Genomic DNA, 14923 nt, shown 5'->3' with positions numbered 1-14923 from the left:
GCTCAGCTCGGCTCGCGCAGCGGCAGCCCCGCGGCCCGGTAGATCTCGTCGATCACCGTCATCGTCTCCACGGCGTCCGCCGCCGAGGTCTTCACCGGCGCGCCCTCCAGCACCGCCGCGGCGAACGCGTCCAGCTGGTAGGCGTACGACGCCCGGCGCGGGAACTTCTCCGTGCGGCGGGCGCCGCCGACGCGGACCGTGAGGCGGTGGTACGCGTGCGGGCCCACCGGGTTCAGCACCGAAAGCGACCCCTTCGAGCCCGTCACCTTCGCGCTGATCTTCAGCAGCGAAGCCGACCACATCGAGCACTCGATCCGGCCGGTGTGGCCGGACGGGTACGCCAGCTCCGCCGTCATCGCCCGATCGATCTGCGGCGACCGCAGCTTCGGGGAGGCTGAGACCACCGAAGGTGTCTCGCCGCCGAAGATGCGGGCCATGTGGACCGCGTAGCAGCCTGCGTCCATCGTCGCGCCGCCCGCCAGCGAGTAGTCGTAGCGGATGTCGGAGAACTTCGGCAGCGGGAAGCACAACGCGGTCTCCACCCGCTGCAGCGTCCCCAGTTCGCCCGACGCCACGATCTCCTCGACCCGCAACGCCAGCGGGTGGTAGCGGTAGTGGAACGCCTCCATGACGACCCGGTCGGACGCGGCAGCCGCCGACGCGACCTCTCGCGCTTCCGCCGCGTTCGCCGTGAACGGCTTCTCGCACAACACGTGCTTTCCCGCCGCCAGGGCCGCGAGCGTCCAGCGGCCGTGCAGGCCGTTGGGCAGCGGGTTGTAGACCGCGTCGAGCTCCGGATCCGCCACCAGTGCCTCGTACGACGAGTGCACCCGCGGGATCCCGTGCTTGGCCGCAAACGCTTGCGCCCGGTCGGCGGACCGGGCCGCGACCGCGGACACCGAAACCGTGGAGACCGACGCGGCAGGCTTGATCAAGGCCGCGGGCGCGATGCGAGCCGCCCCCAGGATGCCGATCCGCAGGGTCATGGCGTGAAGTTAGCACCGAACGAGATTTCAACAGCCAGTTGACCTCTTCAACAACGAGTTGTAGCGTTCCGGCCAGCCGAACAGTGGAGGTCCGTTATGTCCCGTTTTCGTGCCGTGCAGGCGGTGGTGCTCGCCGGCGTTGCCGTGCTGGTGACGGCCTGTGGTGGCGGTCCGGACGGTGCGGGCGGGACGTCGCAGGCCGCCGGCGCGCCCGCATCCGGCATCCCGGACACCGCCGCGATCGTCCAGGGCGTGCAGAAGGACGCCCAGCTCAACGCGGCCCTGCCGGACGCGGTCAAGCAGGCCGGGCTGCACCTGGCCTCGAACCTGCAGTCCGCGCCCAACAACTTCTACGCCGCCGACGGCAAGACCCCGATCGGCTACGAGGTCGACCTCGCCAAGGCCATCGCCGCCAAGCTCGGCGTCACCGTGACCCACCAGGACATGGCCTTCGGCTCGCTGATCACCAGCCTCCAGTCCGGCCGGATCGACCTGACCATGGCCGGCATGAACGACACCAAGGCCCGCCAGGCCCAGATCGACTTCGTCGACTACTTCACCTCGGGCATCACGATCATGATCCGCAAGGGCAACCCCGACGGCATCACCGGCCCGGACACCCTGTGCGGCAAGAACGTCGCCGTCGTGCAGGGCACCAGCCACCAGAAGTTCGCCGCCGAGCAGAGCACGAAGTGCACGCAGGCCGGGAAGCCCGCGGTGAACGTCACCGCGACCGACAGCGACAACCAGAACCAGAACCAGCTGCGCACCGGCCGCGTGCAGGCGATCCTCAACGACCTGCCCAGCGCCGTCTACATCTCGCGCACCGCCGGTGAGGGCAAGTTCTTCGAGGTCGTCCCGGGCGAGCCGATCGACGGCGGCCCGTACGGCATCGGCGTCAACAAGACCAACACCGCGCTGCGCGACTCCGTGCAGAAGGCCCTGCAGGCGCTGATCGCCGACGGCACCTACGGCAAGATCCTGCAGGCCTGGGGCGTCGAGCAGGGCGCGATCAAGGAGGCCGCGGTCAATGGCGGCTCCTGAGCCACTCCCGATCGTCCGGCTCCGCCACTGGGGCCGGTGGGTCGCCGCCGCGATCATCATCGCCCTGCTCGTGCTGCTGGGCATCGCCCTCGGCAACGCGCAGATCGAGTGGAACCAGGTCCCGGACTTCGTCTTCTACAAGGTGATGGCGACCGGCCTGCTCAACACCGTCGTGCTGGCGGTGCTGTCCCAGGCCGTCGCGATCGTGCTCGGCATCGTCATCGCCCTGCTGCGCCGCAGCGCCAACCCGGTCGCGCGGTGGTTCGCCGCCGGCTACATCTGGATCTTCCGCGGCCTGCCCGTGCTGCTGCAGATCCTCCTCTGGTACAACCTGGCGCTCGTCTTCCCGGTCATCGACATCCCGTTCCTGGTCCACGAGCAGACGAACGTGCTGATCAGCGCGTTCACCGCCGCGTTCCTCGGCCTGACGCTCAACGAAAGCGCGTACATGGCCGAGATCGTCCGCGCGGGCCTGAACAGCGTCGACAGCGGGCAGACCGAGGCCGCGAAGTCGATCGGCATGACGCCGGCCGCGACGCTGCGCCGGGTCGTCCTGCCGCAGGCCATGCGCGTGATCATCCCGCCGACCGGCAACGACTTCATCAACATGCTCAAGGGCACGTCGATGGCGTCGGTGATCGGCGTGACCGAGCTGATCCACGCGGCCAACAACATCTCGTCCAACAACCTGCTGGTCATGGAGACCCTGCTGGCCGCGGCCGTCTGGTACATGGTCGTGGTAACCGTCGCCGGCGTCGGCCAGCACTACCTGGAACGCGCCTTCGGGCAGGCCGACCGCGGCCCGCTCGCCCGCGCCGGCAAGGCGTTGCGCGGGGTGCCGCTGGTGAGGAGTGCCCGTGTCTGAGCCGCTGCTGCGTGCCGTCGGCGTCCGGAAGTCCTACGGGCACACCGAAGTCCTCGGCGGCATCGACCTGGAGGTCCACAAGGGACAGGTCGTCTGCCTGCTCGGGCCGTCCGGCGCCGGGAAGAGCACGTTCCTGCGCTGCATCAACCACCTCGAGACGATCGACGCCGGCCAGATCTGGGTCGACGGCGAGCCGATCGGCTTCCGGCAGCGCGGCGGGAAGCTGTACGAGCTGCGCGAACGCGAGGTGGCGCGCCAGCGGCGTGACATCGGCATGGTGTTCCAGCGCTTCAACCTCTTCGCGCACCGGACCGCCCTGGAGAACGTCGTCGAGGGCCCGATCCGGGTGCTCGGGGTGAAACCGGACGACGCGCGCAAGCAGGGCCTCGAGCTGCTCGACCGCGTCGGGCTCGCCCACCGCGCCGACGCCTACCCGGCGCAGCTGTCCGGCGGGCAGCAGCAGCGGGTGGCGATCGCCCGGTCGCTGGCGATGAAGCCGAAGCTGATGCTGTTCGACGAGCCGACGTCCGCGCTCGACCCGGAGCTGGTGGGGGAGGTCCTGGAGGTCATGAGTACGTTGGCGGGGGAGGGGATGACGATGGTCGTCGTGACGCACGAGATGAGCTTCGCCGCGGAGGCCGCCGACGAGGTGGTGTTCCTGGCCGACGGCGCCGTCGTCGAGACCGGGCCGCCGTCGGAGGTGCTGAGCGCGCCGAAGCACGACCGCACCCGGCAGTTCCTGGCGAGGATCCTCGCGTGACGCGGATATCGCCCCGGTACCTGCTCCAGTTCGACGAGCCCGCCGGCTACCTCGACTTCGCCCGGTTCGGCCCGCCGTCGCACGCGGTGCTCGACACGACGGCCGCCCTGCTCGACCAGGCCACCACGGCCGGGCCGTCCACAGTGGACGAGCTGATGCGGCAGGAGATCCGGGCCAAGGCGGCCGCCGCGCGGCTGTCCGGCTCGGACACCGACCACACCGTGCTGCTGCCCAACACGAGCCTCGGGCTGTTCCAGGCCGCCTTCCACAGCACCGGCGAGGTGCTGGTGGCGGCGTCGGAGTTCCCGGCCAACACCTACCCGTGGGCCCGCGCCGAGCAGGCCGGCCGCCTGCGCGTCCGGCGGCTGGGCAGCGGTTATGTGACGCCGGAGCGCGTTGCTGCCGCGTTGACGCCGGAGATCACGACGGTCAGCGTCAGCGCGGTCGACTTCCGCACCGGCTACCGCGCCGACCTCGCCGCGCTGCGGGACGTCGTCGGCGACCGGCTGCTGGTCGTCGACGGCATCCAGGGCTTCGGCGTGGTCGACGAGCCGTGGGAGGTCGCCGACGTCCTGGTCGTCGGCGGCCAGAAGTGGCTGCGCGCGGGCTGGGGCACCGGCTTCGCGGTGCTCTCGGACCGCGCGCTGGAGCGGATGGACCCGGTGCTGTCCGGCTGGACCGGCGCCCGCGACCCCGGCCTGTTCGACGACGAGATCCACCCGCCGGACGGCACCGCCCAGGCCTGGTCGATCTCCAACCTCAGCCCGATCACCTCCGGCGCCTTCGCCGAGGCCCTCGAGCTGGTGGAGGACGCCGGCGTCGGCGCCATCGCGGCGCGGATCGCCGAGCGGCTGGCCGCGTTCGAGGAGGTACTGGCCTCCTGCGGTGCCGAAGTCGTCTCGGCGGTCGACCGCCGCGCGGGCATCCTGGCGTTCACGCTGCCCGGCCACCCGGCGGAGCAGGTCGGGGCGGCGCTGGCGAACGCCGGGATCGCCGCGACCGTGCGGCCCGAGCACGTCCGGCTCTCCCCGCACGCTTCGACGCCCGCGGCCGCGGCGGACGTGCTCCGGGAGGCGTTGGAGACCTTGACGGCACCCCGGGAGCCGCTGGTGGTCCCCGCCGCGGGCGCGACCACGCACGACGTGCTCACCGCGCTGGTCCCGGCCATCCCGGGGCTGGCGGCGATGCTCGGCCCCGGCAACGAGGTCCTGCTGCACGACCTGAGCCGGCTGCCGGACTCGATCATCGCCATCGCCGGCGACCTCACCGGCCGCAGCGTCGGCGGCCCGATGACCGACCTGCTGCTCGGCCTGGTCCGCCGCGGCACCACCCAGGACCTGACGAACTACCGCACGCACGGCCCGGACGGCCGGGCGATCCGCTCCTCGACGCTGTTCCTGCGGGACGCCGACGGGGTCGCGGTCGGCTGCCTGTGCGTCAACAGCGTCGACCCGGCCGCGACCCCCGGCGGAACCGGGGAGCCGGAGACTTTCCCACCGGACGTCGACAGCCTGCAGCGGTTCCTCGTCGACCGGGCGGTGACGAAGGCGGGCATCCCGGTGGACCTGATGAAGAAGCGGCACAAGGCGGCCGTGGTGCGGGAGCTCGACGAAGCCGGTTATTTCCTCATCAAGGACGCGGTGGACCACCTGGCCGGGCGCCTCGACGTCACCCGGTACACGATCTACAACTACCTCAACGAAATCCGCGCCTGACGCTGCCCGAACGGACCTTGCCGCTTCGGCCGTTCGGGCGCACCATGGCGCGCATGACCGAAGCGGACACGCGGGCCCTGGTCCGGCTGGAGGCGGACGGCGAGGCGGACGCCGAGGAGTTCGACCTGCTCACCCGCCGCCTGCGCGCCGAGCTGGGCGAGCTGGACGTGGACGTGCAGCCGGTGCCGGGCGAGCTCCCGCCGGGCGCGAAGGCCGCGGACCCGGTGACGATCGGTTCGCTGGTGGTGGCGTTCAGCGCGGCCGGCGGCGTGTTCCCGGGGCTGGTCGAGACACTGCGCGAGTGGCTGGGCCGCCAGGCGGGCAAGCACAGGATCAAGGTGACGATCGACGGCGACACGGTCGAGCTCGAGCGCGCGACGACGGCCGAGCGCCAGCAGCTGATCGACGCCTTCGTCCGGCGGCATGGCTAGCCGCCGGGAGAACTCGCCGATCGCGTCGCCCACCACGCGGAAAGGCTGGTCGACCAGCGTCGTCACCTCGAATGCGGTCCCCGATGCGGTCGCCGTCGCCCCGAGCCGGTTGCGGCGAAGCCCGGAACAGCCGCCACCGAACCGGTGGCGGCCGTCCCGGAAATTCCTTCGGACACCGAGGCTCCCGAGAAGAAGAAGCTTTCCCGGCGCGCGAAGACCTGGCCGGCCGTCGCTACAGATAGGACTCCACGGCATCCGCGGCGAAGGAAACCCCGCCGTGACTCCGGATCTCCGCCTTCAGCTCGGCCAGCCGCGCAGCCACCGAAGCCGACGACGACACCTCGTCCACCGCCTCTCGCAGCGAGGAAGCCGTCACCGATTCCGCGGGCAGGTGACGCCCCACGCCCAGTGCCTCCAGCTGGGCCGCGTTCCCGAACTGGTCCGCGGCCTGGGGGATCGCCACCGTCGGGACGCCGAACCACAGCGCTTCGGTCGCCCCGCCCATCCCCGCGTGGGTGATGAACGCCGACGCCGCTTCCAGCACCGCCAGCTGCGGGACGCTCTCGTGCACCTCCACCGACGGCGGCAGCGGACCGAGGGAAGCGGGCGAGACGTGCTTCCCGATCGACATCACCACGTGCCAATCCGCGGCGAACGCGGCGATGCAGTCCCGGTACACCGGGAGCTGGTCGTTGTACGCCGTCCCGAACGACACCAGCAGCACCGGGCGTCCCGACGACGGCGGGGTCCACGAACGGTCGGCCAGCCGCGCCGGGTCCAGGCACGGCCCGACGAACCGCACGTGCGCTCCCACCCGGTCCGCCTGCGGCTGCATCGCCCGCGGAATCAGCGAAAGCACCTGGGCCGGATGCCCGAGCCACTCCCAGGGATCCGCCGAAACGCCGTGGGACGAGAGCCATTCCGAGAACGTGGCCGCATAGTCCACACCGGACGGTGACGCCTTGATCGGCGCCATCACCTCGGCCATGTCCTCGTCGTAGCCCTCCCACGCCACGAGCGTCGGCGACAGCTGCACCGCGGGCACGCCGTACCGCAACCCCAGCAGCGGCGCCCCCAGTCCGCCGATGTCGTACAGCACGAGGTCCGGCCGGTCGGTGTCGAACCGTTCGATCAGGGCGGGGTGGATGGCGATGGCTTCGTCGAGGAAGACGCGCATCGCTTCGGCCGGCTCCTCCGGCCACACGGCCGCCTCGCCGAGCGGGAAGATCGTCGGGTGCTCGACGACGTCGGCGCCGGTCGGGGCGACCAGCGAAGCCAGCGGCGAGCCGACGACGTAGGACACCCGGTGCCCGCGGCGGACCAGCTCGGCGATCACGCCCAGCGACGGGTAGACGTGGCTCGGCGCGGTGCAGCCGACCATGACGATGTGTTTGCGCAGCATGGTGCTCCTTCAAGGGGGAAAGACCAGACGGCGCGCAGGTGAAGGGGCTCACCCGGTAGGCGGGGAGCCCGGCGGTCACGCCGTCTCAGACGAGGCGGAGCCGGATGAAGTAGATCATGGAACCGACCGTACGGGATCCCGGAAAGTCCGCGCCACCCGATTTCCGCCTTTCGTAGGGCGTTGCTGCGCAGCCGTCCCGCTGTACCCCTTGCCGGGCATAGGGTTTCCCCGCCCGAAGACGCTGTGAAAAGGGAGAAACCAGTGAGACGTGCCGCTCTTTCGAGGAGCACTGTCGCCGCGGTGGCCGCCGTCGCGGTGGCGTCCGCGCTCGTGGCCGCGCCGGCCGCGGACGCCGCACCCGCGGGGCAGGCGTCGATCGCCTGGGGACCGTGCACCGATCCCACGCTGGCCGCCGCCGGTGCCGAATGCGGCTACCTCAGCGTGCCGCTCGACTACCGCAAGCCGGACGGCGAGCAGATCCAGCTCGCCGTCGACCGCGTCAAGCACAAGGTCCCCGACGCGCAGTACCAGGGCGTCATGCTGACCAACCCCGGCGGCCCCGGCGGGTCCGGCCTGCTGCTGGCCACCCGCGGGTCCCGGGTGCCCGACCACGCCGGTGACGCCTACGACTGGATCGGCTTCGACCCGCGCGGCGTCGGCGCCAGCAAGCCCGCGCTGAGCTGCGAGCCGGACTACATGAACTACAACCGGCCGCAGTACGTGCCGTTCACCCCGCAGCTGGAGAAGACCTGGCTCGACCGGGCCAAGGGGTACGCCGAAGCCTGCGCCGCGAACAACCCGCGCGGGCTGCTGGAGAACATGAAGACGACCGACACGGTCAAGGACATGGACTCCATCCGCCAGGCGCTCGGCCAGAAGCAGCTGAACTTCTACGGCTACTCCTACGGCACCTACCTCGGTCAGGTGTACGGCTCGCTCTTCCCGAAGAACGTCCGCCGGATGGTCCTCGACTCGACGGTCGACCCGCGCGGTGTCTGGTACGGCGACAACCTCGACCAGGACGTGGCCTTCGACCGGAACATCCTGATCTGGTTCGGCTGGCTCGCGCAGCACGACGACGTCTACCACCTCGGCAAGACCCAGGCCGCGGTGCAGAAGGTGGTCAACGAGCAGCTGCTCAAGGCCTCGTTCAACCCGGCGGGCGGCGTGATCGGGCCGGACGAGATCCTCGACGTCATCCAGCAGGCGAGCTACTACCAGCTGCGGTGGACGCTGCTGGGCGACGCGCTCTCCCGGTTCGTCAACAAGGGTGACTGGCAGAACTGGAAGTCGCTGTTCGAGGCCTTCGGCGGCCTCGGCGACGACAACAGCTACGCGGTGTACCTCGCCGTGCAGTGCACCGACGTCCAGTGGCCGCAGAGCTGGAACCAGTGGCGGCGCGACAACTGGCAGACCTTCGCCAAGGCGCCGTACTTCACCTGGCAGAACGCCTGGTTCAACGCGCCCTGCGTGTTCTGGCCCGCCAAGGCGGGCAAGCCCGCCAAGGTCGACGGCCGGGGCGTGCAAAGCGTGCTCATGATCGACGAGACGCTCGACGCGGCGACGCCGTTCGAGGGCAGCCTCGAAATCCGCAGCCGGTTCCCGGGTGCCTCGCTGATCGCGGAGCCGGGCGGCACGAGCCACGCGATCACCCCGCGCGGCAACGCCTGCGTCGACACCAAGATCGCGGACTACCTGGCGACCGGCGCGCTCCCGGCCCGCAAGCCGGGCCGCACCGCCGACGTCGAGTGCGCCCCGCTGCCGCTGCCGACGCCGCCGGCCCCGACGGCCGCCAAGGCCGCCGTCGCCGCGACGCCGGACCTCCTCGCCGGGCGGTTCGCCGGCTGACCTGCGGAAACCTCGGGAAACGGGGTGCCGGGCCCAGTGCCCGGCACCCCGTTTTTCGCGCTTTCCGGCGCCGGGGGCTTTGAGTCCTCGTGGACTTTGTGTTACAAAGTGCGCAGCAACTTTGCGCTACAAAGTCCAGGGAAGGAGGACGCCATGACTGGGGGACCGGCGTTCGCACTGCACGGCCTCACCAAGCGGTTCGGGCCGGTCACGGCGGTCGGCGGGGTGTCCGTCGAGGTCGCGCGCGGCGAGGTCGTCGCGCTGCTCGGGCCGAACGGCGCGGGCAAGTCGACCACCGTCGACCTGCTGCTCGGCCTGACCAAGCCGGACGCGGGGGAGGTGACCGTCGCGGGTGGCAGCCCGCGCGAGGCCGTCGACCGGGGGCTCGTCGGCGCGATGATGCAGAACGGCGCGCTGCTGCCGGACGCCACCGTCGGCGAGCTCGTCGGCCTGGTCGTCTCGACGCACCGGAAGCCGCTGCCCGCCGCGGAGGTGATTGCCCGGGCCGGCCTGGAGCACCTCGTCAAGCGCCGCTGCGGCAAGCTGTCCGGCGGCGAACGCCAGCGCGTCCGGTTCGCGCTCGCCCTGGCCGGCGACCCGCAGCTGCTCGTGCTCGACGAGCCCACCGCGGCGATGGACGTAGACGGCAGGCGCGCGTTCTGGGCGGCCATCCGCGAGTACGCCGCAGGCGGCCGGACGGTGCTGTTCGCGACGCACTACCTCGCCGAGGCCGAGGACTACGCCGACCGCGTCGTGCTGATGCGCCACGGCGTCGTCGTCGCCGACGGGCCGGTCGCCGAGGTCCGGGCGGCGGTGTCCGGCCGGGTGCTCAAGGCCGTCGTGCCCGGCGCGACCGACGCCGACCTCGCGCACCTGCCCGGCGTCACCGGCGTGCAGCTGCGCGGCGGCCGCGCCGAGCTGGCCTGCGCCGACTCCGACGCCGCGATCCGCGCCCTGCTCGCGGTCCACCCGGCCGCGTCCGACATCGAAATCACCGCGCTCGGGCTCGAAGAGGCCTTCCTGGCGCTGACCGCCGAGGAGGCCGCCGCGTGAACACGACGTACCTGAGCCTGGAGATCAAGCGGATCGTCCGGAGCCCGCAGTTCACCATCTTCACCATCGGCATGCCGGTCGTGATGTACCTGCTCTTCGGCGCCATCTTCGGCGACTACGTGCTCGACAGCGGCCTCCACTCGAGCACGCAGACGATGATCGGCATGGCCGCCTACGGCGCGAGCGGGGGCGCGTTGTTCACCGGAACCCGGGTGGCGCAGGAACGCACGGACGGCTGGCAGCGGCAGCTGCGGCTCACCCCGATGCGCGGGCCCGGCTACTTGGCCGTCAAGGTCGCCTCGGCGATGGCCGTCGCGCTGCCGGTGCTGGTGACGATCTTCTTCGTCGGCTTCCTGCGCGGCGAACCGCTCACCACGGCCGAGTGGGGGCGGCAGCTGGTCTTCCTGTGGCTGGCCACGCTCCCGTTCGCCGTCCTCGGCCTGGCCATCGGCCTGTTCGGCAAGGGTGACACGGTCGGCGCGGTGACCGGCGCGCTGATGATGCCGCTCGGCATGCTCGGCGGGCTGTGGATCCCGCTGGAGATCCTGCCGGGCTGGATGTCGGCGGTGGCGCACTTCACGCCGACCTACTGGCTGCGCCGGGTCGGTCTCGACCCGCTGACGCACGCGTCCGGGACGTGGGTCGCGGTGCTGGTGCTCGCGGGCTGGCTGGTCGTCCCGGCGTTGGTCGTGATGCGCCGGTTCCGGCTGGACACGGCACGGCTATGAGTGCGTGTTAGCTTCCGTGCAGGTACGGAGGAGGGCGAAGCGGGTGGAAGACGAGCCGATGTCGGCCGAGGAGTCGCTGAACCTGATCGCCCAGCAGAACCGGCGGACCCGCCGGGAACTGGGCGGGGGCCCGGCGCGGATGCTCGCGGCCTGGGCCATCGCCTGGATCGCCGGCTGGGGCTTCACCTACGTCACCACGCAGGGCTGGGTCGCGGTGCCCGGGTGGGTCGCCGGCGGCATCGTCGTCCCGCTGCTGTTCCTGGGCGCCATGGCCTACACGACCTACACGAGCATCCGGTCCGGTCGCGGGATCCGCGGCCCGTCCCGCACGGCCGGGGCGATGTACGGCTACGGCTGGGCGCTTTCGGCGATCGGGCTGATGGTCGTCGACCTGCGGATCACGCAGTTCCAGGCGCTCTCGCCGGAGCAGGTGTCGCTGCTGTGGTCGGGCACCTGGCTGCTGCTGACCGGCGTGCTGTACCTGGCGGGCGGCATGCTGTGGCAGGACAAGCTCATGTACGGCCTCGGCGCGTGGATGATCGTGTCGGCCGCGCTGAGCGTGCTCGTGGGCTACCCGGACAACTTCCTCGTGCTGACCGTCTGCGGCGGGGGCGGGTTCCTGCTCGGCGCGATCGTCTACTTCGTCCGCGAGAAGCCGGCCCGATGAGCGACCTGCCGCAGCTCGACCCGGTCATCCACGCCCAGGCGCGGCTGCGGGTCACCGTCGCGCTCGCCGGGCTGCGCGCCGGCGACCAGATCACGTTCCCGCGGCTGCAGCAGCTGCTGGACATGACCGCAGGCAACCTCTCGACGCACCTGCGCAAGCTCGAGGACGCCGAGTACGTCGAGATCACCAAGGCCTACGAACACCGCACGCCGGTCACCCTGGTCCGGCTGACCGCCCGCGGCCGGGCCGCGTTCGAGGACTACACCAAGGCGCTCCACCAGCTGCTGGACGCCACCGGCGGGGACTGACGTGGCCCGCTGGGTCATCCACCTCGACCTGGACGCCTTCTACGCGTCGGCCGAGCAGCTCACCCGCCCGACGCTGGCCGGGCGCCCGGTGCTGGTCGGCGGCACCGGTCCGCGCGGGGTGGTGGCCGGGGCGAGCTACGAGTCGCGGGCGTTCGGCATCCGGTCGGCGATGCCGATGTCCCAGGCGCGGCGGCTGCTGCCGGCCAACGGCGTGATCGTGCCGCCGCGCTTCCGCGTCTACGAGCGGCTCAGCCAGGAGGTTTTCGCGGTCGTCACCGAGGTGGCGCCGGTGCTGGAGAAGATCTCCCTCGACGAGGCGTTCGCCGAGCCGCCTTCGCTCGTCGGCGCGTCCTTCGAGGACGTCACGGCGTTCTGCGCCTCACTGCGCGCGCGGATCCGGTCCGAGACCGGCCTGGTGGCGTCGATCGGCGCGGGCAACGGCAAGCAGATCGCGAAGATCGCCTCCGACGAGGCCAAGCCGGACGGGCTGCTGGTGGTGCCGCAGGGCACCGAACGCGAGTTCCTCGCGCCGCTGCCGGTGCGCGCGCTGTGGGGCATCGGCCCGGTCGCCGAGGGGAAGCTGCGGTTCATCGGCGTCCAGACGCTCGGGCAGCTGGCGGCACTGTCCGAAGCGGACGCCGTGGCCACCCTCGGCGGCGTCGTCGGCCGCGACCTGCGGCGCCTGGCGACCGGCGCCGACGACCGCCCGGTGGCCGGGCGCGCCGAGACCAAGCAGGTCAGCGCCGAGACGACGTTCGACACCGACATCAAGGACCTGGCCACGTTGCGGGCGGAGGTCCGCCGGATCGCGGTGGGCGCCCACCAGCGGCTGCTCAAGGCCGGCCGGGTGGCGCGGACCGTGGTGATCAAGCTGCGGCACACGGACATGCACACGGTGACCCGGTCCGAGACGATCTCCGCGCCGACGGACGACCTGGCCGAGCTGTCGGCCACGGCCGAGCGGCTGCTGATTGACCCGGCGGAGTTCGGCGGCATCCGCCTGGCCGGCGTGGCCTACAGCGGGCTGTCGGTCCCGCACCAGGACGCGCTGTTCTCCCTGGCCGCGCCTTCGGTGCCGTCGACGTCGACGGTGGTCTCGGCCCCGGCGCCCGCGGCGCCTTCGGAGTGGCGTCAGGGCGACGACGTGGTCCACGAGGAGTTCGGCACGGGCTGGGTCCAGGGCGCGGGCCACGGCCGGGTGACGGTCCGCTTCGAGCACCGGTCGTCGGGACCCGGTGTCGCGCGGACGTTCCCCCAGTCGGACCCGGCCCTGACCCGCGGCGACCCCGGCGACTGCCTGAAGTGACGGGCTACCCGGCCGAGCAGCCCTGCAGCTTCGCCACTTCCTGGCCGGCCAGCAGGAACGCGCCCACGCCGTACGCCGCGGTGTCCGTGGCCTTCGCCGTCGCCGGGCGGTCGCCCACCGGCTGGACGTAACCCACCTTGCCGTCGGCCTGCAGGGCCTTCGCCGAAAGCGCCGTCCACGCCTTGTCCACCACCGGGCGGAAGCGGGCCGCGTCGAGGAGGCCCGCGTTGACGCCCCAGCCGAGGCCGAACGCGAAGAACGCCGTGCCGCTGGACTCGGGGCCGCCGTGGTCGCGCGGGTTCAGCAGGTCGGAGTTCCAGAACCCGTCACGGCGCTGCGCGAGGGCCAGCGTGGCCGCCATCTTCCGGTACACGCGCAGGTATTCCGGCCGCCGCGGGTCGTCGGTCGGCAGCACCTGGAGCACCTTGGTGAGCGCGGCCAGCGCCCAGCCGTTGCCCCGGGACCAGAACACCCCGGAACCCTTGAACCGCGCGTCGCGGTACCACAGGCCGGTGAACTCGTTGAACAGCTTGTGCTCCGCCGACCGGAACAGCTGGTCCATGGCGTCCAAGTAGGACGGATCGTGGTCGATCAGGCTCATCCGCGCGAACGACGGCATCGCCATGTTCAGCGCGTCGGCGTAGTTCCAGTAGTCGCGGTGGCCGGCCTGCACCGACACCACTTCGGCTTTGATCCGCGTGCGGATCGAATCCAGCGGGATTTCCGGGTGGAAGTAGGTGTAGAGGTCGAGGTACGCCTCGCCTGCGGCCTGGTTGTCCGGGAAGAACGGCCGGTTCGGGTCCTCCGGCAGGAGGTAGGAGTTGGCCTGCGCCCACGGGTACGTCTTGTGGTTGGACTGCCCGGTGGTCCGGACCAGTGCCAGGTTGCCCACGTGGAACGTCGCGTTCTGCCAGTCCGGCGCGTCGAGGTTGGTCCCGTTGGCGACCCAGTAGTTGCCCGCGGCCACCATTTCGTCCGCCACGGCGCAGGTCGCGGCGGCGGCCGCCACCGGGGCCGTCAGGAGACCGCCCGCCACCGCCGTGGCCGCGAGCACGCCGAAACCGCGAATTCCCGGGAAACGCATGGAAGCGTCCTCCTCAAAACTCATGGCGGCGGTCATCCGCAGCGAGTGAAGCGCGTCCCGGTAACCGTGTCAAGGTACCGATCACCGGTACGCCGCAACGGTTTCCAGCAGCCGGCGGGACGCGGACTCGGCGCCGTCGGCGTTCTTGGCGAGCACCAGCGTGAGGACCCGGGAATGCGCCACCAGCTCCATCGGCTCGTGGTGCGCCTTCAGCGCGGCGACCACGGGCACCTGCAACTGGGCGATCAGCGTGTTCCCCGACGCCCGGACCAGCGCCGCGTGGAACCGCGAATCGGCGTCGCGGAACGCTTCGCCGTCGCCGCGCTCGACCGCGTCGGCCATCTGCCCGTAGGCCGCCGCCATCGCGGACAGCTCGTCCGGACGCCGGTGCCGCGCCGCCATCCGCGCGGCCTGCGGTTCGATGGCCAGCCGCAGCTCCAGCAGCTCGCGCAGGTGCTCGCGGCCGCCGGGACCGCCGACGCGCCAGGCGATGACGTCCGGGTCGATCGCGTCCCACGCCTCCGGCGGCAGCGTCCACGTCCCGACCCGCGGGCGCGCGGTCACCATGCCCTTGGACTCGAGGACGCGCAACGCCTCGCGGACCACGGTGCGGGACGCGGAGAACCGGCGGCCGAGCTCCTCGGGGACGAGCGGCTGCCCGTCCCCGAGGGCGCCTTCGACGATGAGCCTGCCCAGTTCGTCGACGATGCGGGCGTGGAGGTTCAC

15 protein-coding genes are annotated in these 14923 nt (G+C 71.6%); 11 read left to right on the top strand and 4 right to left on the bottom strand.

The features are described 5' to 3' along the window. Window positions 1–2: 2 nt before the first annotated feature. Window positions 3–986 carry a Gfo/Idh/MocA family protein gene (locus HUT10_RS19655; protein ID WP_176172566.1) on the bottom strand — a complete coding sequence of 328 codons (984 nt, stop codon included), beginning with the start codon at window positions 984–986 and terminating at the stop codon, window positions 3–5. Between the two features lie 96 nt (window positions 987–1082). Here HUT10_RS19655 and HUT10_RS19650 point away from each other — a divergent pair, with 96 nt between their 5' ends. From HUT10_RS19650 to HUT10_RS19630, 5 genes are read left to right on the top strand one after another with little or no spacing between them, the layout of a single operon-like run. After that, window positions 1083–2030 (top strand): ABC transporter substrate-binding protein, encoded by a 948-nt coding sequence (locus tag HUT10_RS19650; RefSeq protein ID WP_176172565.1) that lies wholly within the window; start codon window positions 1083–1085, stop codon window positions 2028–2030. Next, the gene (locus HUT10_RS19645; protein ID WP_176172564.1) at window positions 2017–2895 is read left to right on the top strand and encodes an amino acid ABC transporter permease; all 879 of its coding nucleotides are present in this window, start codon (window positions 2017–2019) and stop codon (window positions 2893–2895) included. Before HUT10_RS19650 ends, HUT10_RS19645 begins: the two co-directional genes overlap by 14 nt. After that, window positions 2888–3655, top strand: coding sequence for an amino acid ABC transporter ATP-binding protein (locus HUT10_RS19640; RefSeq protein ID WP_303246970.1), 768 nt, complete (start codon window positions 2888–2890; stop codon window positions 3653–3655). Before HUT10_RS19645 ends, HUT10_RS19640 begins: the two co-directional genes overlap by 8 nt. After that, window positions 3652–5370, top strand: a complete 1719-nt coding sequence (locus HUT10_RS19635; RefSeq protein ID WP_176172563.1) for an aminotransferase class V-fold PLP-dependent enzyme — start codon at window positions 3652–3654, stop codon at window positions 5368–5370. Before HUT10_RS19640 ends, HUT10_RS19635 begins: the two co-directional genes overlap by 4 nt. Before the next feature lie 53 nt (window positions 5371–5423). After that, window positions 5424–5801, top strand: coding sequence for a hypothetical protein (locus HUT10_RS19630; RefSeq protein WP_176172562.1), 378 nt, complete (start codon window positions 5424–5426; stop codon window positions 5799–5801). Between the two features lie 232 nt (window positions 5802–6033). Here HUT10_RS19630 and HUT10_RS19625 read toward each other — a convergent pair whose 3' ends face one another. Next, on the bottom strand, window positions 6034–7203 hold the full coding sequence (locus HUT10_RS19625) for a macrolide family glycosyltransferase (protein WP_176172561.1): 1170 nt from the start codon (window positions 7201–7203) through the stop codon (window positions 6034–6036). Window positions 7204–7503: 300 nt separating this feature from the next. Here HUT10_RS19625 and HUT10_RS19620 point away from each other — a divergent pair, with 300 nt between their 5' ends. The 6 genes from HUT10_RS19620 (at window position 7504) to HUT10_RS19595 (ending at window position 13113) form a co-directional block, all read left to right on the top strand. Beyond that, window positions 7504–9051, top strand: a complete 1548-nt coding sequence (locus tag HUT10_RS19620) for an alpha/beta hydrolase (protein WP_176177906.1) — start codon at window positions 7504–7506, stop codon at window positions 9049–9051. 153 nt (window positions 9052–9204) lie between these two features. Beyond that, complete coding sequence (locus HUT10_RS19615) at window positions 9205–10104, top strand: ABC transporter ATP-binding protein (protein WP_176172560.1); 900 nt, start codon at window positions 9205–9207, stop codon at window positions 10102–10104. After that, window positions 10101–10832 carry an ABC transporter permease gene (locus tag HUT10_RS19610; RefSeq protein ID WP_176172559.1) on the top strand — a complete coding sequence of 244 codons (732 nt, stop codon included), beginning with the start codon at window positions 10101–10103 and terminating at the stop codon, window positions 10830–10832. The genes HUT10_RS19615 and HUT10_RS19610 overlap by 4 nt, the downstream gene beginning before the upstream one ends. A gap of 43 nt (window positions 10833–10875) precedes the next feature. Continuing rightward, a complete protein-coding gene (locus HUT10_RS19605; RefSeq protein ID WP_176172558.1) occupies window positions 10876–11499 on the top strand; it encodes a hypothetical protein in 624 nt (207 codons plus the stop codon). Further along, on the top strand, window positions 11496–11807 hold the full coding sequence (locus tag HUT10_RS19600) for a transcriptional regulator (protein WP_176172557.1): 312 nt from the start codon (window positions 11496–11498) through the stop codon (window positions 11805–11807). Before HUT10_RS19605 ends, HUT10_RS19600 begins: the two co-directional genes overlap by 4 nt. A 1-nt stretch (window position 11808) precedes the next feature. Next, window positions 11809–13113, top strand: a complete 1305-nt coding sequence (locus HUT10_RS19595) for a DNA polymerase IV (protein WP_176172556.1) — start codon at window positions 11809–11811, stop codon at window positions 13111–13113. Window positions 13114–13117: 4 nt separating this feature from the next. Here HUT10_RS19595 and HUT10_RS19590 read toward each other — a convergent pair whose 3' ends face one another. Further along, the gene (locus tag HUT10_RS19590) at window positions 13118–14197 is read right to left on the bottom strand and encodes a glycoside hydrolase family 88 protein (protein ID WP_176172555.1); all 1080 of its coding nucleotides are present in this window, start codon (window positions 14195–14197) and stop codon (window positions 13118–13120) included. 81 nt (window positions 14198–14278) lie between these two features. Then, complete coding sequence (locus HUT10_RS19585; RefSeq protein WP_176172554.1) at window positions 14279–14923, bottom strand: FadR/GntR family transcriptional regulator; 645 nt, start codon at window positions 14921–14923, stop codon at window positions 14279–14281.

It is taken from the genome of Amycolatopsis sp. Hca4, assembly GCF_013364075.1.
In the GTDB taxonomy this organism is placed as follows: domain Bacteria; phylum Actinomycetota; class Actinomycetes; order Mycobacteriales; family Pseudonocardiaceae; genus Amycolatopsis.
The sequence above is the reverse complement of the archived record's forward strand: the minus strand, read 5'-3'. Positions and strand labels throughout refer to the sequence as shown.

Coding starts and splice junctions, on each gene's coding strand:
- HUT10_RS19590 (WP_176172555.1), bottom strand. CDS start 14,197: ATGCGTTTCCCGGGAATTCGCGGTTTCGGCGTGCTCGCGGCCACGGCG.
- HUT10_RS19625 (WP_176172561.1), bottom strand. CDS start 7,203: ATGCTGCGCAAACACATCGTCATGGTCGGCTGCACCGCGCCGAGCCAC.
- HUT10_RS19650 (WP_176172565.1), top strand. CDS start 1,083: ATGTCCCGTTTTCGTGCCGTGCAGGCGGTGGTGCTCGCCGGCGTTGCC.
- HUT10_RS19615 (WP_176172560.1), top strand. CDS start 9,205: ATGACTGGGGGACCGGCGTTCGCACTGCACGGCCTCACCAAGCGGTTC.
- HUT10_RS19600 (WP_176172557.1), top strand. CDS start 11,496: ATGAGCGACCTGCCGCAGCTCGACCCGGTCATCCACGCCCAGGCGCGG.
- HUT10_RS19630 (WP_176172562.1), top strand. CDS start 5,424: ATGACCGAAGCGGACACGCGGGCCCTGGTCCGGCTGGAGGCGGACGGC.
- HUT10_RS19655 (WP_176172566.1), bottom strand. CDS start 986: ATGACCCTGCGGATCGGCATCCTGGGGGCGGCTCGCATCGCGCCCGCG.
- HUT10_RS19645 (WP_176172564.1), top strand. CDS start 2,017: ATGGCGGCTCCTGAGCCACTCCCGATCGTCCGGCTCCGCCACTGGGGC.